The 19,268-nt window shown below is 71.4% G+C and carries 17 protein-coding genes; 11 read left to right on the top strand and 6 right to left on the bottom strand.

Going from position 1 to position 19,268, the window contains the following annotated elements; all coding sequences use genetic code 11:
* Positions 1 to 17: 17 nt before the first annotated feature.
* Entirely contained in the window at positions 18 to 383 is a 366-nt protein-coding gene (locus QTI45_RS02015) for an AtuA-related protein (protein WP_286653334.1), read from the bottom strand.
* On the bottom strand, positions 380 to 1,765 hold the full coding sequence (locus QTI45_RS02010; RefSeq protein WP_286653333.1) for an acyclic terpene utilization AtuA family protein: 1,386 nt from the start codon (positions 1,763 to 1,765) through the stop codon (positions 380 to 382). Before QTI45_RS02010 ends, QTI45_RS02015 begins: the two co-directional genes overlap by 4 nt.
* A gap of 79 nt (positions 1,766 to 1,844) precedes the next feature.
* Between QTI45_RS02010 and QTI45_RS02005 the strand changes: the two genes are divergently transcribed.
* From QTI45_RS02005 to QTI45_RS01995, 3 genes are all read left to right on the top strand, one after another.
* Positions 1,845 to 2,759: a LysR family transcriptional regulator gene (locus QTI45_RS02005; RefSeq protein WP_286653332.1), complete on the top strand. Its 915-nt coding sequence runs from the start codon at positions 1,845 to 1,847 to the stop codon at positions 2,757 to 2,759.
* 122 nt (positions 2,760 to 2,881) lie between these two features.
* Positions 2,882 to 3,160: a YMGG-like glycine zipper-containing protein gene (locus QTI45_RS02000; RefSeq protein WP_286367085.1), complete on the top strand. Its 279-nt coding sequence runs from the start codon at positions 2,882 to 2,884 to the stop codon at positions 3,158 to 3,160.
* Positions 3,161 to 3,237: 77 nt separating this feature from the next.
* Positions 3,238 to 4,590 (top strand): alpha/beta hydrolase, encoded by a 1,353-nt coding sequence (locus QTI45_RS01995; protein ID WP_286653331.1) that lies wholly within the window; start codon positions 3,238 to 3,240, stop codon positions 4,588 to 4,590.
* A gap of 11 nt (positions 4,591 to 4,601) precedes the next feature.
* Here the strand turns inward: QTI45_RS01995 and QTI45_RS01990 are convergent, their stop codons facing one another.
* Entirely contained in the window at positions 4,602 to 5,255 is a 654-nt protein-coding gene (locus tag QTI45_RS01990; RefSeq protein WP_286367083.1) for a DedA family protein, read from the bottom strand.
* A gap of 48 nt (positions 5,256 to 5,303) precedes the next feature.
* Here QTI45_RS01990 and mutL point away from each other — a divergent pair, with 48 nt between their 5' ends.
* From mutL to QTI45_RS01965, 5 genes are all read left to right on the top strand, one after another.
* Positions 5,304 to 7,178 (top strand): DNA mismatch repair endonuclease MutL, encoded by a 1,875-nt coding sequence (mutL, locus tag QTI45_RS01985; RefSeq protein ID WP_286367082.1) that lies wholly within the window; start codon positions 5,304 to 5,306, stop codon positions 7,176 to 7,178.
* A gap of 161 nt (positions 7,179 to 7,339) precedes the next feature.
* On the top strand, positions 7,340 to 8,311 hold the full coding sequence (locus tag QTI45_RS01980) for an alpha/beta hydrolase (protein ID WP_286367081.1): 972 nt from the start codon (positions 7,340 to 7,342) through the stop codon (positions 8,309 to 8,311).
* A gap of 45 nt (positions 8,312 to 8,356) precedes the next feature.
* Positions 8,357 to 9,613: a multidrug effflux MFS transporter gene (locus QTI45_RS01975; protein ID WP_286653330.1), complete on the top strand. Its 1,257-nt coding sequence runs from the start codon at positions 8,357 to 8,359 to the stop codon at positions 9,611 to 9,613.
* Complete coding sequence (miaA, locus tag QTI45_RS01970) at positions 9,610 to 10,545, top strand: tRNA (adenosine(37)-N6)-dimethylallyltransferase MiaA (protein WP_286371429.1); 936 nt, start codon at positions 9,610 to 9,612, stop codon at positions 10,543 to 10,545. Before QTI45_RS01975 ends, miaA begins: the two co-directional genes overlap by 4 nt.
* Entirely contained in the window at positions 10,542 to 11,189 is a 648-nt protein-coding gene (locus tag QTI45_RS01965; protein ID WP_286371428.1) for an ABC transporter ATP-binding protein, read from the top strand. The genes miaA and QTI45_RS01965 overlap by 4 nt, the downstream gene beginning before the upstream one ends.
* Before the next feature lie 7 nt (positions 11,190 to 11,196).
* Here the strand turns inward: QTI45_RS01965 and QTI45_RS01960 are convergent, their stop codons facing one another.
* Entirely contained in the window at positions 11,197 to 12,168 is a 972-nt protein-coding gene (locus QTI45_RS01960; RefSeq protein ID WP_286371427.1) for a threo-3-hydroxy-L-aspartate ammonia-lyase, read from the bottom strand.
* 131 nt (positions 12,169 to 12,299) lie between these two features.
* Here QTI45_RS01960 and QTI45_RS01955 point away from each other — a divergent pair, with 131 nt between their 5' ends.
* The 3 genes from QTI45_RS01955 to QTI45_RS01945 are packed head-to-tail and all read left to right on the top strand — an operon-like array spanning position 12,300 to position 16,493.
* Entirely contained in the window at positions 12,300 to 12,656 is a 357-nt protein-coding gene (locus QTI45_RS01955; protein ID WP_286371426.1) for a YciI family protein, read from the top strand.
* Positions 12,653 to 13,897 (top strand): RNA polymerase sigma factor, encoded by a 1,245-nt coding sequence (locus QTI45_RS01950; RefSeq protein WP_286371425.1) that lies wholly within the window; start codon positions 12,653 to 12,655, stop codon positions 13,895 to 13,897. The genes QTI45_RS01955 and QTI45_RS01950 overlap by 4 nt, the downstream gene beginning before the upstream one ends.
* Positions 13,898 to 13,940: 43 nt before the next feature.
* The gene (locus QTI45_RS01945; protein ID WP_286371424.1) at positions 13,941 to 16,493 is read left to right on the top strand and encodes an FtsX-like permease family protein; all 2,553 of its coding nucleotides are present in this window, start codon (positions 13,941 to 13,943) and stop codon (positions 16,491 to 16,493) included.
* On the opposite strand, the gene QTI45_RS01940 is transcribed toward QTI45_RS01945, so the two are convergent.
* Positions 16,477 to 17,967, bottom strand: coding sequence for a M81 family metallopeptidase (locus QTI45_RS01940; protein ID WP_286371423.1), 1,491 nt, complete (start codon positions 17,965 to 17,967; stop codon positions 16,477 to 16,479). The genes QTI45_RS01945 and QTI45_RS01940 overlap by 17 nt on opposite strands.
* Positions 17,964 to 19,262 (bottom strand): Zn-dependent hydrolase, encoded by a 1,299-nt coding sequence (locus tag QTI45_RS01935; protein ID WP_286371422.1) that lies wholly within the window; start codon positions 19,260 to 19,262, stop codon positions 17,964 to 17,966. Before QTI45_RS01935 ends, QTI45_RS01940 begins: the two co-directional genes overlap by 4 nt.
* Positions 19,263 to 19,268 lie beyond the last annotated feature (6 nt).

Raw genomic sequence — 19,268 nt, 5'->3', positions numbered from 1 at the left:
AAGCAAAGGACGGGAACTCAGGGCGAATCGCTGCCCGCAAGATGCCGCAGCAGCGCCTGCGGCACCTCGATCGGCATCTCCATCAGCAGGAAGGAAAGCGCCTTGCCGTGCGTGTCGAGGTTCAGTGCATCGTTGACGCCGCCGTCGAGCACGCCGTCGAGCACGAAGTTCATCGCCTGCAGCTTCGGCAGCAGGAAGCGCTGGACCCGGTTCGGCGAGCGATGGCGGAACTGGTCGGCCACGCGCTCGGGCGTGAGCTGCGCCACCAGCAGCGGATAGAGCGCCGGATGCCATGCGATCACGCTGATGTTGGATCGGTCGCCCTTGTCGCCGGTGCGGCCGTGCGCCGCGCGATAGAGCGCGACCGTGGTGTCGGTGGTCATGCGGCAGCCTCCTCGATCATCTCGAAACCCACCGGCACCGCAGCACGCGGCAGCAGGCACGACAAGGTATTGAGCCGCGGCGTCAACGCGGTGCGCACGCCACCGCCGCCGGCCGGACCGCAGGTGTAGAGCGCCATCACCTCGCGCGCCAGCCGTTCGGCCTGGGCGCGCTCGGCATGGGTCGCGGCCACGCGCAGGCGGACATCGCGCAAGCCGGTGTCGGGCGTGGCGGCCAGTGCGCGGCCGGCATCGTCGCCGAGGATGCTGAGCGCGCCGATCAGGTCGACGCGCAGCTTCAGGCCGTCCAGACGCGCGCTCAGCACCTCTGCCGCCAGCCGGGCGCGCGCTTCGGCGCGCGGGCCGGCATAGGAGATCTCGCCCTCGGCCAGCCAGCCGCCTTCATGGCACACGTTGACCTTGTAGTGCGACGGCCGCGCATGGCCGCGCACGCCGCGCAGCGCGACCCGGTCGGCGCCCAGCCCTTCGACCTCGGCCTGCGAGATGTCGGCGACGACGTCCGGCGTGAGATAGGCGGCGGGGTCGTGCACTTCGTAGATCAGCTGCTCCTTCACGGTCGCCTCGGTCACGAGGCCGCCCGTGCCGTCGGCCTTGCCGATGGTGCAGCTGCCGTCGGCCGCGATCTCGGCGATCGGAAAGCCGACCCGCGCCAGGCCGGGAACTTCCTTGAAGCCCGGATCGGCGAAGTAGCCGCCGCAGACCTGGGCGCCGCATTCGAGCAGGTGCCCCGCCATCGTGGCCCGGCCCAGCTTCTCCCAGTCGTCGGCGCGCCAGCCGAAATGCGAGAGCGCCGGGCCGACCGCGAGGGAAGGATCGGCGACGCGGCCGCAGACCACGATCTGCGCGCCCGCATCGAGCGCCGCGGCGATCGGCTCGGCACCGATGTAGGCGTTGGCGCTGACCAGCCGGATGCCGTCCATCTGCGCGCCGAGTTCGCGCCGCAGCAGCGCCAGCTGGGCGGGCGCCGAGAGGTCGTCGCCCTGCACCACCGCGACGCCGGGCGGCTCGGCGCCCAGTTCGCGCGCCATGCGAGCGATGTGCCTGGCTGCGGCGCGCGGATTCGCGGCGCCGAAATTGCTCACGATGCGGATGCCGTGCGCCAGGCAGCGCGCCAGCACCGGGCGCAGCATCGCGTCCAGCAGCGGTTCGTAGCCGGCCTCGGGATCGGCACGGCGGCGCAGCTGCGCCAGCGCCAGCGTGCGCTCGGCGAGCGTTTCGAAGATCAGGAAGGCGCGCTGGCCGGCGGGCCCCCGGGCCAGCCGCTCGATCAGCGTGTCGACCACCGGACCGGCCGCATCGGTGCGGTCGCCCGAGAAGCCGGCAGCGCAGCCGATGAGAAGCGCAGGACGTTCGGTGGAGCTCATATGCGCTGCACTGTAGGTCCCGCCATATCATCCGTGAAATCGAAAGTTCGGATCGATTGATCCGCAATTCAAATAAGACATGAATCACCCGGATCTCTCCAGCCGGCAGCTGCGCGCCTTCCTCGCGCTTGCCGAGCAGCGCAACTTCACGCGCGCGGCGCAGACCTGCCATCTGTCGCAGCCCGCGTTCAGCGCCTTGATCCGCGCGCTGGAGGAAACGCTGGGCGCGCGGCTCTTCGACCGCGACACCCGCAGCGTGCAACTGACGCCCGAGGGCCGCCTGTTCGAGGGTCCGGCGCGGCGCCTGCTGGACGACATGGGCAGCGCGCTGGCCGACCTGGCCGACCACGTGGAGCGGCGCACCGGCCGGGTGCGCGTGGCGGCCCTGCCCTCGCTGGCGGCGGGCTGGCTGCCGGCGATCTTCAAGGAGTTCCAGCAGCAGTGGCCAGGGATCACGCTCGAACTCGACGATGCACTGTCGGACGCCTGCATCGCGCTGCTGCGCGGCGGCCGGGTCGACTTCGCGCTCGCCGCGTCGGATGCGGGAACGGCCTCGGCCAGCGATCTGGTCGCCCGCCGGCTCTGCAGCGATCGCTTCCACCTGGTCTGCCGCGCCGACCATCCGCTGGCCACGGAGCCGCGGCTGACGCTGAAGAAACTCGCGCCCTGGCCCTTCATCCAGATGACGCGCAACAGCAGCGTGCGGCAATCGATCGACGCCGTGCTGCACCCGCTGCGGCTGCAGACCACCTTCGAGGTCGAGCATCTCGCGACCGTGATGGGGCTGGTCGAGGCCGGTCTCGGCATCAGCGCGGTCCCGGCGCTGACGCTGTTTCATTTCAAGCGCGAGTCGCTGGTGACGCGGCCGCTGGTGCATGCGGCACTCCAGCGCACGGTCTACGTCGTGCAGCGGCGCGAAGGCAGCCTGTCGGTGGCGGCGCAGGCGCTGCACACGCTGGTGGTCGCGCGGCTGGGCAGCCTGAAGCTGACGTGAGCGGCGGGATTGCCGCTCACGCAACGATCCTGCATTCGCTCAGGATGCCGGGGCGCGCTCCTACATGCACGGCGAGGGGTTTCCGAACAATGGGTTCATCCAATCACTGAAAGGTGGACACCATGAAGACGAGACTCTGGATCGTGGCCGCGGCGGCCACGGGCATCATGACCCTGGCCGGCTGTGCCAGCGGCCCGAATCAAAACCTCGGCACCGCGGGCGGCGCGGTCGGCGGCGCGCTGATCGGCAACGCCATCGGCGGCAACACCGCGGCGACGGTGGGCGGCGCAGCGGTCGGCGGCCTGATCGGCAACCAGGTCGGCAAGAGCGTCGACGAGCGCAACCAGCGCCGCTACTACCCGTCGAACAGCTACTACCCGAACAACGGCCCAAGCTACTGAGCAACATGGAACGAGTGAAAAGCGCGCCCGCGGGCGCGCTTTTTCGTGGGCAGGCGAGCGCCACGTATAAATGCGGCATGAGACACATCACAAGCCTCCTGGCCCTCGCCTCGGCCCTCCTGCTGGGCGCATGCGCATCGACGCATCGCAGCCCGCCCCAAGCGGCCGCGGACGGGCCTGCGAGCAGCGCCTGCCCCAGGGGCATTCCGGCAGGCACCCGTTGCTACAGCGGCCAGGACAGCGCCGGTGCCTTCTTCTGGGTCGCGATCCCGGCCGACTGGAACCGCGTGCTCGTGATGCATGCGCACGGCGGCCCCGAGCTCGGCGCGCCGACCCTGGCGCGCACCACCGAGGACCTGCAGCGCTGGGCGGTGACGGTGAAGGCCGGCTACGCCTGGGCCGGGTCGAGCTACCGGCGCGGCGGCTATGGCGTCACGATGGCCGCCGAGGACACCGAGCGCCTGCGGGCCTGGTTCGTGCAGAACTTCGGAGCGCCGCGGCGCACGGTGCTGCACGGCCAGAGCTATGGCGCCGGCGTGGCCGCCAAGACCGCCGAGATGTACGCACGGGTCGACGGCCGCAAGGGCCCCTACGACGGCCTGCTGCTGACCAGCGGCGTGCTCGGCGGCGGCACCCGGTCCTACGACTACCGGCTCGACCTGCGCGTGGTCTACCAGTCCATCTGCAAGAACCACCCGCTGCCTTCCGAGCCTGCCTACCCGCTGTGGCAGGGCTTGCCGCGCGATTCCAAGCTCAGCACCGCGGAACTGGCGCGGCGCATCGACGACTGCACCGGTGTGCGCAAGCCGGCGGCCGAACGCAGCGCCCAGCAGCGCGAGAACCTGGATGCCATCCTCGAGACGATCAGGATCCCGGAGCGCTCGCTGGTCGGCAACATGAACTGGTCGACCTTCCTGTTCCGCGACCTGGTGCTCGAGCGGCTCGACGGCGGCAATCCTTTCGGCAACATCGGCGTGCGCTACAGCGGCTCGCGCGACGACGCCGTGCTCAACGCGCAAGTGCTGCGCTACCGCGCCGACCCCGCCGCGGTGGCCAGGCTGGCGGCCGACAGCGACCCCACCGGCGACGTCGACCTGCCGACGCTGAGCCTGCATGCGATCGACGACCCGACAGCCTTCGTCGAACTCGAGACGGTCTATCGCGGCGCGCGCGAACGCGCCGGCACGGCCGGCCTGCTGGTCCAGACCTTCAGCCGCGAATCGGAGCACAGCTACCTGAGCGATGCCGAATACCCGGCCCTCTTCGCCGCGCTGCTCGACTGGATCGACCATGGCAGGAAGCCGACGCCGATCGAGGTCATGGCCCGCTGCAAGGCCTTCGAGCCGGACTTCGGCAAGGGCTGTCACATCGACCCGGATTACCAGCCGCGGCCGCTGTCGGCTCGCGTGCCGGTGCGGCAGCGGCCCTGAACGCCGACCGGCTAGCGAAGCTTGGCGGTCGAGGTACGGCGCGCGCGCCAGGCGCCGAACATGGCGATCAGGCCCGGCACCAGGATCAGGGCCCAGATCACCTTCTCGAGGTTTTCCTTGACGATCGGCAGGTTGCCGAAGAAATAGCCGATGGTGCACAGGCCGACCACCCACAGCAGCGCGCCGACGACGTTGAACAGCGTGAACTTGGTCCGGGTCATGTCGGCCACGCCCGCCACGAAGGGCGCGAAGGTGCGGATGAAGGGCAGGAAGCGCGCCGCGATGATCGTGGCGCCGCCGTAGCGCTCGTAGAAGGCGTGCGCCTGGTCGAAGGCGTTGCGGTTGAAGAAGCGCGAGTTCTCCCACTGGAACACCTTGGGCCCGAAGTAGCGCCCGATGGTGAAGTTGCACTGGTCGCCCAGGATCGCCGCGACCAGCAGGATCGGCACGGCCAGCCCGAAGCTCATGAGGCCCGCGCCGCAGAGCGCCCCGACGATGAACAGCAGCGAGTCGCCCGGCAGGAAGGGCATCACGACCAGCCCGGTCTCGACGAAAACGATCAGGAACAGCAACGCGTACACCCAGGGTCCGTAGGCGATGACGAAGGCTTCGAGGTGCTTGTCGACATGCAGGATGAAGTCGATCAGAAAGGCGATGATTTCCATGGCGCGCATTATCCCGGTCGGCGCCAGACGCCCTTCTAGAATGTCCCCGTGAGCGCCCTTTCCTCCTCCATCGCCGCCGCGGCGCGGCGTCCGATCCGCGAGCTTCCCGACGAACTGATCAGCCAGATCGCGGCCGGCGAGGTGGTCGAGCGGCCGGCCTCGGTGGTGCGGGAGCTGCTCGACAACGCCCTCGACGCCGGCGCCCGGCAGATCACCGTGCGGCTCTCGGCCGGCGGGGTGCGGCTGATCTCGGTCGAGGACGACGGCCTGGGCCTGCCGCGCGAGGAACTGCCGCTGGCCCTGCGCCGCCATGCCACCAGCAAGATCGCCAGCCTGCTCGAACTCGAGACCGTCGGCACGATGGGCTTCCGCGGCGAGGCGCTGGCCGCCATCAACGCCATCGCAGAACTCAGCGTGCAGTCGCGCTTCGAGGGGGCCGACAGCGCCTTCGCGCTCGACGGCCGCACCGGCGAGTTGCGGCCGGTGGCGCGCGCCACCGGCACCACGGTCGAGGTGCGCGAGCTGTTCTTCGCCACGCCGGCGCGGCGCAAGTTCCTGAAGACCGACGCCACCGAACTCGCGCATTGCATCGAGGCGGTGCGGCGCCACGCGCTGGCGCGCCCCGAGGTCGGCTTCTCGGTCTGGCACGACGGCCGGCTGGTCGAGCAGTGGCGCGCCGCCGCCGAGCGCGACCAGCGGCTGGCCGATGCGCTGGGGGAAGACTTCGTGAAGCACAGCGTGGCGGTCGACCGGCAGGCCGGCCCGGTGCGAGTGACCGGCCGCGCGGGCATCCCCGACGCGGCCCGTTCGCGCGCCGACCAGCAGTTCTTCTATGTCAACGGCCGCTTCGTGCGCGACAAGGTGCTGGCCCACGCGGTTCGCAGCGCCTACGAGGACGTGCTGCATGGCCAGCGCCAGCCCGTCTACGCGCTCTACCTCGAGATCGATCCGGCGCGGGTGGATGTCAACGTGCATCCGACCAAGATCGAGGTCCGCTTCCGCGATGGCCGCGAGGTGCACCAGGCGGTGCGCCACGCGATCGAGGACGCGTTGGCCGCGCCCCGGGCCGGCGAGGCGGCCGCGGCGGCGGCAGAGCCCTTCTTCAAGCCCAGGCTGGCGCCGGCCTCGGCTTCCTGGACCCAGCCGGCGATGCACTTCGGCGCCGAGCGCGGACTCGGCGATGCGGCGGCCATGTGGCCCACCGCAGCCCGTGCGGCGCCGGCCCGGGATGCGGCGCCGGCCTTCGCCGCCGAACCCGGACCTTCCTCCTTCTCGATCCCGGCCGCCGGCATCGCTGCCGGCGCCGCGGCCGAGCCGGTCGCCCCTGGCAATGCCGAAGCCTGGCCGCTGGGCCGCGCGCTCGCCCAGTTGCAGGGCATCTACATCCTGGCCGAGAACAGCCAGGGCCTGGTGATCGTCGACATGCATGCCGCGCACGAGCGGATCGTCTACGAACGCCTGAAGACCCAGCTCGATGGTGCCGCCATCAGCAGCCAGCCGCTGCTGATTCCGGCGACCTTTGCCGCCACCCCCCAGGAGGTCGCTACCGCCGAGGCCTGCGCCGCCGTGCTGCCCGCGCTCGGCCTCGAGATCACGCCGTTCTCGCCGCGCACCTTGGCGGTGCGCGCCGTGCCCGGAACCCTGGCCGACGGGGACCCGGTGGAGCTGGCGCGCAGCGTGCTGGCCGAACTGGCCCTGCACGACGCCAGCACCGTGGTGCAGCGGGCCCAGAACGAGCTCCTGTCGACCATGGCCTGCCACGGCGCGGTGCGGGCCAACCGCAAGCTGACCCTCGACGAGATGAACGCCCTGCTGCGCCAGATGGAGGCCACGGAGCGCTCCGACCAGTGCAACCACGGGCGGCCGACCTGGCGCCAGCTGTCGGTCCGGGAACTCGACGCGCTGTTCATGCGCGGGCGCTGACCGGCTTTTTCCTTCGCTTACAAAACGCGAAAATCGGCCGAAACGCAGCCAAAAGCGTTACAAATCTAAGGGTTTACCGGGTCATCGGGCGGGTCGGCACGCCCGTTGCATGGGGTCTGTCGTTGAACTTTCCGGCCCTCCGGCCTGTCCTTCAGCCTTCCATGAAATCCTGGTCACTGTTCGCATCCGCCACTGCCCTGGTCGCCCTGATGGCCGGAGGCTGCTCCACGCTCGACGAACGCCAGCGCGAGTGGATCTTCCAGCCCAGCGACCGCAGCTGGGGCAATTCGGAAGCCATGAGCCAGGGCATGGACGACGTCTGGATCGATTTCAAGTCATCGCTCACCGGCGAGCCGGCGCGGCTGCACGGCCTCTGGCTCGGCGGAGCGCCGGAATCGGCCGACACCCCGGTGCTGCTGTACCTGCACGGCGCCCGCTACAACGTCGCCGGCTCGGCACCGCGCATGCGCCGCATGCACGAGCTGGGCTTCTCGGTGCTGGCCATCGACTACCGCGGCTTCGGAAAGAGCTCGAAGGGTCTGCCTTCCGAGGACTCGGCGCGCGAAGATGCCCGCGCCGCCTGGACCTGGCTGGCCGCCCGTCATCCCAAGCAGCCGCGCTACATCTTCGGCCACTCGCTCGGCGGCGCCATCGGCATCGACCTGGCCTCGCGCGTGAACGACGAGAGCGGCACCATCGTCGAGAGCACCTTCACCTCGATCGCCGACGTGGCGAGCAGCTTCAAGTGGGGCTGGCTGCCCTTCGGCCCCTTCATCACCCAGCGCTTCGAGGCCATCAGCAAGGTCAAGGATATCGGCGCCCCGCTGCTGGTGGTGCACGGCGCGGCCGACAGCCTGATCAACCCGACCCTGGGGCGCAAGCTCTACGACGCCGCGACCGTGCCGAAGATGTTCGTGCTGGTCGAGGGCGGCTCGCACCACAACGCCAATTCGATCGGCCAGGCGCAATACCGCGCCGCGCTGTCGCAGCTGTTCCGCATGAAGGAGCCGACGACCGAGACCGCGACCGGCGCCGACCTGCAACCGGCGCAGCCGGCCTCCCCGGCGGCACCGTCCACGCCCTCCGAAACCACCGCCCTGCGCCCGATCCGCCTGTCCAGCCCGGCGATCTGAGCGCCCGCGGCGCCTCGCCGCGCCGCCTTTGTTAACCTCGGGTGCATGCCGCCTCCCGTCGCACCGGCCCTTTCTCGCACCGCGCCGCCTGCTTCGGGCATGTCGCCGGCGCTGGTCGTCCTCACACTGGCCCTGCTGCTGGGCATCCAGCCGGTCACGACCGATCTCTACCTGCCCGCCCTGCCGGCGCTGACCGCCGGCTTCGGCGCCCGCATGGCGCATGCGCAGCTGACGCTGAGCGCGCTGCTGCTGGCCTTCGGCTGCTCGCAGCTCGTGTTCGGCCCCTTGTCCGACCGCTTCGGGCGCCGGCCGGTGCTGCTGTGGGGCCTGGGCGCCTACGTGCTCGCCAGCATCGGCGGGGCGGTGGCGCCGACCATCGAGATCCTGATCGTCTGGCGCACGCTGCAGGGCGCCGCGATGGGCGCGGCCGTGATGGCGGCCCGGGCGATCGTGCGCGACCTCTACCAGCCGGCCGACGGTGCCCGCGTGATGTCGCGCGCCCTCACCGGCCTGGGTGTCATCGCCTGCCTCTGCGCGCCGCTCGGCGGCCTGGTGTCCGACTTGTTCAATTGGCGCCTGGCCTTGCTCGTGCCCGCGCTGTTCGGCGCCTTCACGCTGGCGCTGATCGCTCTGCGCTTCGACGAGACGCTGCCGCGCCGGAACCCCGACGCACTGCGTGCCGGCACGCTGATCGCCACCTGGGCGATGGTGCTGCGCAACCCGGTCTTCCTGTCCTTCAGTGCGCTGACCACGGCGTCGTACGGGATGCTGTTCACCTTCCTGGCCTCGTCGTCCTTCGTCTTCATCCAGGTGCTCGGCCTCGGCAAGACGCAGTACGGTCTGGTGATGCTCTGGAGCTCGCTGGCCTACATCGCAGGCACCTTCGTCTGCCGGCGATGGCTGCCGCGCCATGGCGTGCGCGGCAGCGTGGCGCGGGCCGCGGGGCTGACGCTGGCCGGCGGCAGCGCGATGGGGCTGCTGGCGCTGGCCGGGGTGGTGTCGGTCGCCGCCATCGTCGGTCCGCTGACGCTCGTGATGCTGGCGCACGGCGTGCACCAGCCCTGCGGCCAGAGCGGCGCGGTCGGGCCGTTCCCGCAGGCCGCAGGCGCCGCATCGGCACTCAATGGCTTCATCATGATGCTGGCCGCCTTCGGCATCGGCGGCTGGCTGGGCGCGCGCATGGACGGCACCGTGATGCCGCTGGCGCTCGGCATGTGGTTCTGGAGCGTCTGCATCGCGCTGATCGCCTGGACCCTGGTGCGCAGGCATGGGGAACCGCGTGCCGGAGCCGCACTGAAATGACAGCGGGACCCTTGCGCTACGTCGCGCTCGCCGGCCCGACCGCCTCGGGCAAGACCGCGGCGGCACTGGCCATCGCGCGCGAGCGCCCGGTCGAGATCGTCAGCGTCGATTCGGCCCTGGTCTACCGCGGCATGGACATCGGCACCGCCAAGCCCAGCGCCGCCGAGCAGGCCGAAGTGCCGCACCACCTGATCGACATCCGGGACCCGCTCGAAGCCTACAGCGCGGCCGCCTTCGTCGAAGACGCCCGGCGCCTGATCGGCGACATCACGGCGCGCGGCAAGCTGGCACTGCTGGTCGGCGGCACGATGCTCTACTTCAAGGCGCTGGCCGAAGGCATCGATGCCATGCCCGCGGCCGACCCGGCGCTGCGCCGACAGCTCGAAGCCGATGCGGCCGCGCTCGGCTGGCCGGCGATGCACGCCCGGCTGGCCGCGGTCGATCCCGCCACCGCCGCGCGGCTGGCGCCGAACGACAGCCAGCGCGTTCAGCGCGCGCTCGAGGTCTGGCATGCGAGCGGGCGGCCGCTGTCCAGCTTCCACGCGGCCGCGCAATCCGGCAACGGCGCGCCTGCCGCGGCCTTGCTGTCGCTCGAGCCCACCGAGCGCAGCTGGCTGCACGCGCGCATCGAGCAGCGCTTCGACACCATGCTCTCGGCCGGCCTGATCGCCGAAGTGCAGGCGCTGCGCGCGCGCGGCGACCTGGTGGCCGACCTGCCCTCGATGCGCTGCGTCGGCTACCGGCAGACCTGGGAGGCGCTCGACGGCGCCTGGCCGATCACCGAACTGCGCGAACGCGGCATCGCCGCCACCCGCCAGCTCGCCAAGCGCCAGATGACCTGGCTGCGCAGCATGCCCGGGCGCCGCGTGATCCCGGCCGAAGCCGCCGATGCGACCGCGCAGGTGCTGCGCCAGGTGGCAACGCTGGCATGACGCTGCGCATCAGCGACCTCGGCAAGCACTACGGCGATGTGCCGGTGTTCGAGCACGTCACGCTCGAGGTCGCGGACGGCGAGTTCGTCGCGATCGTGGGCGAATCGGGCGTCGGCAAGTCGACGCTGCTGAACTGCATGGCCGTCCTCGACAGCTGGGATGCCGGCACGGTGCTGCACGACGGCACCGACATCGGCAGGCTCGACGCCGAGGCCCGCGCGCTGTGGCGCCGCAAGAATGTCGGCTTCGTGTTCCAGGCCTTCCATGTGCTGCCGCACCTGGACGTGGCGCAGAACGTCGCGCTGCCGCTGATGCTGCTGGGGCAGCGCGACGACGGGCGCGTGGCGCGGATGCTCGACGCCGTCGGCCTCGGGGGCCTCGGGCCGCGCCTGCCGCAGCAGCTCAGCGGCGGCCAGCTGCAGCGGGTCGCGATCGCCCGCGCCCTGGTCCATGCGCCTGCGCTGCTGCTGGCCGACGAGCCGACCGGCAATCTCGACCCGGCCACCGCCGCGCGCGTGATGGACGTGCTGCTGGCGCAGACCCGCGCGCACGGCGCCTCGCTGGTGCTGGTCACGCATTCGGAAGCCGCGGCGGCACGCGCCGACCGCGTGCTGCACCTGAGCGCCGAAGGGATCCGGGTCTAGGGCGTGTTCAGCCCTGGGCGCCCGACAGCAGCGCGGCATAGCGCGCCAGGTCGACATTGCCGCCGCTGACGATCACGCCGACCCGCTGGCCGCGGATCGCGGCGCCCGCCTCGCAGGCGGCGGCGAAAGCCAGGCAGCCGGTCGGCTCGACCACAATCTTCATGCGCTCGGCGAAGAAGCGCATGCCCGCCACCAGTTGCGCATCGCTGACCGTGAGGATGTCGGCGACGTCGCGGCGGATGATGCCGAAGGTGTATTCGCCCAGGTGCTGCGTCTGGGCGCCGTCGGCGATGGTCTTCGGCGTCTCGATGGTGACGATGCGGCCGGCCCGCAGCGACTGCTGGCCGTCGTTGCCGGCCTCGGGCTCGACCCCGAAGACCTTGCAGCCGGGCGACAGCGCGCGTGCCGACAGGGCCGAGCCGCTGGTCAGGCCACCGCCGCCGAGGCAGACGTAGAGCGCATCGAGCGCGCCGACCTCCTCGATCAGTTCCTTGGCCGCCGTGCCCTGGCCGGCGATCACGTCCGGATGGTCGTAGGGCGGGATCAACGTCATGCCGCGCTCCGCCGCCAGCCGCCGCGTCAGCGCCTCGCGGTCCTCGGTGAAGCGGTCGTACTGGACGACCTCGGCGCCGTACTCGCGGGTGGCCGCGAGCTTGGCGACCGGCGCGTCGTTCGGCATCACGATCACGGCCGGCATGCCGAGCAGGCGCGCCGACAGCGCCACCGCCTGCGCATGGTTGCCCGATGAAAACGCGATGGCGCCGGCGCGGCGCTGCGCGGCATCGAACTTCGACAGCGCATTGAATGCGCCGCGGAACTTGAAGGCGCCCATGCGCTGGAAGTTCTCGCACTTGAAGAAGAACTGCGCGCCCCAGCGCGCATCGGCGGTGCGGGAGCGCAGCACCGGCGTGCGATGGGCCTGTCCTTCGAGCCGCGCGGCGGCGGCGATGACGTCGTCGTAGGTCGGGAGTGTGTTCATCGCGACGAGCTTACCGCGAGAGCGACACGAACAAAAATCCCGCCGCATTGACGCACACTGTCGAAACGCGCCCGGCCGGGCCGTCATTGCAGCGAGCGATCCTGCTCGTGAGCTTCTATCCCGGAGGTCCCATGCAATACATGCTGATGTTCTACCAACCCCAGTCCGAATTCGACCAGCGCGACGAGGCCGCGGCCCAGGCATACCGCGCCGGCTGGATGGACTATGTGGGCGCGATCCGCCAGTCGGGCGTGGTTCAGAACGGCCACGGCCTGCAGCCGCCGCTGACCGGCACCACGCTGCGCGTGCGCGGCGACAAGCGCCAGGTGCAGGACGGGCCCTTCGCCGACAGCAAGGAGCAGCTCGGGGGCTACTTCGTGATCGAGGTCGCGGACCTCGACGCGGCGCTCGAATGGGCGGCGCGCGCGCCTTGCGCCAGCACCGGCGGCGTCGAGGTCCGGCCGGTGTTCACGGCCCCGACGATGTGACGCAAGACCCCGCGCAGTGCGCGCACGCGGCCGCCGAGCGCGCGGCGCGCCGGTCCTACGGCCGGCTGGTCGCGATCCTGTCGGCGCGCACGCGCGACATCGCGGCCTCCGAAGACGCGCTGGCCGACGCCTTCGCGCGGGCGCTCGAGCGCTGGCCCGTGGACGGCGTGCCGATGCAGCCGGAAGCCTGGCTGCTGCAGGTGGCGCGGCGCCGCACGCTCGATGCCTGGCGGCACGAGCGCGTGCGGGACGAAGCGGCGCAGACGCTGCTGCTGCTGGCCGACGAGATCGGCGACGCCGGGAACGAATCCGCCGAAGCGGTGCCCGACGAACGGCTGCGCCTGCTCTTCGTGTGCGCCCATCCGGCCATCGATGCCGCCGCGCGCGCGCCGCTGATGCTGCAGACCGTCCTGGGACTCGATGCCGTCCGCATGGCCGGCGCCTTTCTCAGTGCACCGGCCACGCTGGGCCAGCGCCTGGTGCGGGCCAAGGCGCGCATCCGGGCCGCCGGCATTCCCTTCGAGTTCCCGCGCGCCGTCGACCTTGCCGGGCGGCTGCAGGATGTGCTCGACGGCATCTACGCCGCCTACGGCACCGGCTGGGACGATGTCGACGGCGCCGACGCGGCCCAGCGAGGCCTCACGGCCGAGGCGATCGAGCTGTGCCGCATCCTCTGCGGACTGATGCCCGCGCAAGCCGAGCCGCTGGGCCTGCTGGCGCTGATGCTGTTCTGCGAAAGCCGCGCCCTGGCCCGGCGCAGCAGCGAAGGCGGCTACGTGCCGCTCGACGAACAGGAGGTCGCCCGCTGGGACCCGTCCCTTCGCGAGCAGGCCGAACAGGCCTTGCAGCACGCCGCCAGCCTGGATGCGCTCGGCCCCTTCCAGATCGAGGCCGCGATCCAGTCGGCGCACTGCGCACGCCGGCTCGGCGCGCAGGTGCCCGCCGGCGCGCTGGTGGCGCTCTATGACGGCCTGGTGGCGCTTCGCCCCAGCATCGGCGCGCGGGTGAGCCGGGCCTGCGCGGTGGCCGAGGCCGACGGGCCGGCCGCGGGCCTGCGCGCGCTCGACGCGATCCCGGGCGGCGAGGTCGCCAGCTACCAGGCCTTCTGGGCCGCCCGCGCCCATCTCCTGGGCCGCGACGGCCAGGCCTGCGCCGCGCGCCAGGCCTATGCCCGCGCGGCCGGCCTGAGCACCAGCCCGGCGGTGCGCGCATGGCTGGCCGCCGCGTCGGACAGGCTCTGAGCGCGCCGCTGCCGCAGCGGCGCTTCGCGCAGAATGGGATGCGATGAAGGCCCTGTTGTTCAGCTTCTCCTGGCAGGAACTGCGCCACCACCCGTGGCGCAGCGCGGCCGCGGTCGTGGCCGTGATGCTGGGTGTCGCGCTGGCCTTTTCGGTGCAGCTCATCAATGCGTCCGCGCTCGACGAGTTCTCGAGCGCCGTGCGCTCGGTCAACGGCCAGCCCGACCTCGAACTGCGGGCCGCGCAGGGCAGCTTCGACGAGGCGGTGTTCGCCCAGGTGGCGCGGCATCCGCAGGTCGCGCTCGCGAGCCCGGTGCTCGAACTGCCGAGCGTCGTGCAGGTCGGCGAGCGCCGACTGCCCCTGCGCGTGGTCGGCGTCGACGCCCTCGCGCTGCCGACCATCGCACCGGCCCTGATGCCGCGGCCGGCCGATGGCGCCGACCGCTACGCGCTGTTCGCGCCGGGCCAGGTGTTCCTGAACGCCGCCGCACGCAAGGCGCTCGGCGACGAGGCCACCCGGCTGCAGCTGCGCGTCGGCGCGCAATGGCGGTCGCTGCAGATCGCCGGCCAGGTCGCGGCCGGCGGGGCGGCGCTGGCGGTGATGGACATCGGTGCGGCGCAAGACCTGTTCGGCCGTGGCGGCCAGCTCACGCGCATCGACCTGCGGCTGGCGCCGGGCACCGGGCACACGGACTTCATTCGCGCGCTGCAGCAGTCGCCCGGCTGGCCGACGGGCATCCAGATCGCCGAACCGGGCGACGCCGCCGAACGGGTCAGCAACCTGTCGCGCGCCTACCGCGTGAACCTCACGGTTCTGGCCCTGGTGGCCCTCTTCACCGGCGCCTTCCTGGTGTTCTCGGTGCTGGCGCTGAGCGTCGCCAAGCGGGCGCAGCAGTTCGCCCTGCTCGGCGTGCTGGGGCTGACGCCGCGCGAGCGGCTGCGGCTGGTGCTGGCCGAGTCGCTGCTGCTCGGGCTGGTCGGCAGCGCGGCCGGCATCGCGCTCGGCACCGCGCTGGCGCAGCTGGCGCTCAAGCTGCTGGGCGGCGACCTCGGCGGCGGCTACTTCGACGGCGTGGCGCCGACCCTGCGCTGGAGCAGCGGCGCCGCCCTCGCCTACGGCGCCCTCGGCGTGCTCGCGGCCGGGGTCGGCGGCTGGTGGCCGGCACGGGCCGCCCAGGCGCTGCCCGAGGCCCAGACGCTCAAGGGCCTGGGTGCCGCGCCGGCCGGCGGCGGCAGGCACTTCGTCGCCTTGCTGCTGATCGCGGCCGGCGGCGCCCTGGCGCTGGCGCCAGCCATCCACGGCATACCGATCGCCGCCTATCTGTCGGTGGGTTTCCTGCTGGTGGGCGGCATCACGGCACTGCCCTGGCTGATCGCCGGCGTCTACGACCGCCTCGCGCCGCTGGCCGCGCAGCGCCTGCTGCCGCTGCTGGCGATCGAGCGCGCCCGGCGCATGCGCGGCACCGCCGCGGTGGCGGTCAGCGGCGTGGTCGCGAGCCTGAGCCTCGCGGTGGCGCTGACCGTGATGGTGGCGAGCTTCCGCGACTCGGTCACGCGCTGGCTCGACATCGTGCTGCCGGCCGACCTGTACCTGCGCAGCGCCGCCGGCCCGGGCGGCGAACAGGCGCTCTTCCCGCCGGCCTTCGTGCAGGCGCTCGGTCGCCTGCCCGGCGTGGCGCGCACCGGCACGCTGCGCACGCGCGCGCTCCTGATCGATCCGGCGCGGCCTTCGGTGACGCTGATCGCGCGCAGCCTCGACGAGGAGGTCGGCCGGTCGCTGCCCTTGCTGGGCCCGGCGCTGCCGGTGCCGGCGGGGCAGATCGGCATCTTTGTCAGCGAGGCCGTGGTCGAGCTCTACGGCGCCCGCCCCGGCAGCGCCTTCGAGCCTCTGGCAGGCGCCTGGGGACCGGTGCGCGGCGGCCTGCCGGCGCCTGTCTTCTTCGTCGCCGGCGTCTGGCGCGACTATGTGCGGCAGTTCGGCGCCATCACGATGGACGCGCGCGACTTCGAACGCCTCACGGGCGAAGGCGGCGCCAGCGACATCGGGTTGTGGCTGGCGCCGGGCGCGGCCGAGAGCACGGTGCAGCAAGCCGTGCAGGCGCTGGCGGCGCGCGAGGCGGCGGCGGCAGAGCCGGTCGAGATCGCCTCGGTGGCGCAGATCCGTGCCACCTCGCTGCGCATCTTCGACCGCAGCTTCGCGGTCACCTACTGGCTGCAGGCGGTGGCGATCGCGATCGGCCTGTTCGGCATCGCCGCCAGCTTCAGCGCCCAGGTGCTGGCGCGGCGCAAGGAGTTCGGATTGCTCGCGCACCTGGGCTTCACGCGCGGCCAGGTGCTGGCGATCGTGGCCGGCGAAGGCGCGGCCTGGACCGCGATCGGCGCCATCGCGGGCCTGGGACTCGGGCTCGCGGTGTCGGCGGTGCTGGTGCATGTGGTGAACCCGCAGAGCTTCCACTGGACCATGGACCTGCTGGTGCCCTGGGCGCGGCTGGCCGCGCTGTGCGCCGCTGTGGTCGCGGCCGGCACCGTCACGGCCTGGCTGGCAGGCCGCGCCGCCGCGGGCCGCGACGCCGTGATGGCGGTCAAGGAGGACTGGTGAAAGAAACCGGATCGAGCGGAAAGACCGGACGTCGCACTTTGCTGAAAGGGAACAGGCTGTAGTCCGAGCTGGTGACGCCGGGGCTGTCGCACTCCACCAATGCAGCCGACAGTGGCTCGAACACCGGCCGGCAGTACATGCGCGATTTGAGCAGAAGAAAGCGCTCCGTTCGTGGATCGAGCCCAGCGCACTCGAACACGCCGATATCCCACGGCTCCTGCGTGCGCTCGGTGATCACGATGCGTGCCGCGCCGATGTCGAACAGCACCGTGCGTCCCATGCTGCAGCGCTGGCCTGTGTAGGTGGGGCCGGTGATCACGTACTCGCCATCGCTGATGCAGCGCACAGTGCCGGTGAAGCGTACCGGCGTCTTCTTCAAGCCGATGCCTTCGAGCGAGACCTTGTTGCCGAGCGCGACCGTCACACGGGCACCCTCGCCTGCAGAGATCAGCTCCCGAACCGCCTCGGGGTCGCACAGCGGGCCCGCGCCGATGCCGTGCAGACCCTGCGCCAGCGCCTCCTGCAGCACGTCCATGGTGTCGCAGCTGCCGCCCGACATGCAGTTGTCGCCATGGTCGAGCAACAGCACCGGGCGAGTGGCGTCGCTGGCGATCCGCTTGGCGCGCGCGATCGATTCGACCAGGGGTTCACTGCGGTAGACGAAGGCCTCGCGCTCGTTCCAGATCTGCGCGGCGATGCGGTCGGCCGTCGCCTGCGCGCGCTCGGGCGATTGCGCATCGACCACGATCACGCTCATGCACGGAGCCTCGATGTCGGACAGCGAGAAGCCCGCCAATATCGACACCGCCAGCGATTCCGATTTCTCGGCCTCGCGCGCGGCCTCGATGGCCCGCTGCATCGCGCCGGTAAAGGAGGCGCTGCGCAGCGTATGCGCCATCAGGGGCAGCTGGTGCCAGCGCATCGCGGGCCTGCTGCGGCCCGCCAGCATGTCGAGCAGCAGGCGCCCGGCATGCGCGCCGGTCTCGTACATGTCGATGTGGGGATAGGTCTTGAAACCGACGATCACATCGGCGTTTCGGACCATCGCGGACGTGACGTTGGCGTGCAGGTCGAGCGCCACGCCGATCGGCACGCCGGGTGCTGCGGCACGCAGCCGCGCGAGCAGGTCGCCTTCGCCGTCCACGCTGTTGTGCGCCACCATCGCGCCGTGCAGGTCGAGCAGGATGGCGTCGCAGCCCGGTGCCGCATCGACGATGCACTGGGTCAGCAGGATGTAGGCCTGCTCATCGACGGGTCCGCTCGGGTTGGCCGACGCCGATACCGGCGTCACCAGCGTGGCGCCGGCCTCTTCGGCCAGGTCGATGAAGGCCGACATGGCGGTGCGCATGCCCTTGTTGTCGCGGTAAGCCCGCTCGCCGAAGGCAGGGCCATTGGCGCCGAAGGCCGCGAGTGGCGTGGGCACGGGCGAGAAGGTGTTGGTCTCGTGGTTGAGACGTGCGATCAGGATCTTCATGCCGTCACTCCCGAGACTGCCGCGACACCGGCGCTTTGCAGCATCGCCTGCAGCAGAATGTTGCAGCCGGCTTCCAGGTGCTCGGGCTGCGCGTCCTCGATCTCATTGTGGCTGATGCCGTCGAGACAGGGCACGAAGATCATCGCCGCGGGGCAGACGCGCGCGAGATACACCGCGTCGTGACCGGCGCCACTGATCACGTTCATCCATGTCAGGCCCTGCGCCTGCGCCGCATCGCGAACCGCCGACACGAGCTTCGGCGTGAAAGGCTGCGGCGGGAAGTACACGACCTGCTCCACCGTCATCTCGACCTTGGCCTTGGCAGCGATGCGCTGCACGGCCTCCTTCAGCGCGGCGTCCATGGCGGACAGCACCACGTCGTCCGCCGCGCGCAGGTCGACGCTGAGCCGCACGCGGCCCGGAATCACATTGCGCGAGTTCGGATAGTTCTCGATCCAGCCGACCGTGCCGCGCGCGTGCGGCGCATGGGCCAGCGCGATGCGGTTGACCTCGATCACCAGTTCGGAAGCCGGCAGCAGCGCATCCTTGCGCAGTTCCATCGGGGTCGGGCCGGCATGCGCTTCCATGCCCTGCACCACCACGTCATACCAGCGCTGGCCCAAGGCGCCCTCGACCACGCCGATCACGCGTTCGTTGGCTTCGAGCACCGGGCCCTGTTCGATGTGCGCCTCGAAGTACGCACCCACCGGCGACGCAGCCGCCGAGGCGGGCGCGCTACCGGCGTAGCCGATGGCCGCCAGCGCATCGGACACGCTGACGCCGTCGTTGTCGCGCTGCGCCAGCGCGTGTTCGAGCGTGAAGGCATCGGCGAAGACGCCCGAGCCCATCATCACGGGCACGAAGCGCGATCCTTCCTCGTTGGTCCACACCGCCACTTCGAGCGGTGCCTCCGTGACGACGCCCGCATCGTTGAGGGCGCGCACCACTTCGAGCCCTGCGAGCACGCCATAGTTGCCGTCGAACTTTCCGCCGGTCGGCTGGGTGTCGATGTGGCTGCCGGTGGTGACGGGCGGTAGCGCGTTGTCACGGCCCCGGCGGCGCGCGAAGATGTTGCCGATGGCGTCCACGCGCACCTCGCAGCCAGCCTCCCGCGCCCAGCGCGTGAAGAGGTCGCGGCCCTGGCGGTCGAGATCGGTCAGCGCAAGGCGGCAGACGCCACCCTTCGGGGTGGCGCCGACCTGAGCCAGCTGCATCAGCGAATCCCAGAGGCGCTGGCCGTCGATGCGAAGGTCGCGCACATCCGGTGCGGTGGGGGTTTCGTTTTGTGTTTTCATGCTTTT

Origin of the sequence: Variovorax saccharolyticus, assembly GCF_030316765.1 — a bacterium.
GTDB lineage: Bacteria > Pseudomonadota > Gammaproteobacteria > Burkholderiales > Burkholderiaceae_C > Variovorax > Variovorax saccharolyticus.
Note: the sequence above shows the minus strand (reverse complement) of the source record. Positions and strands in the feature narration are given on the sequence as shown.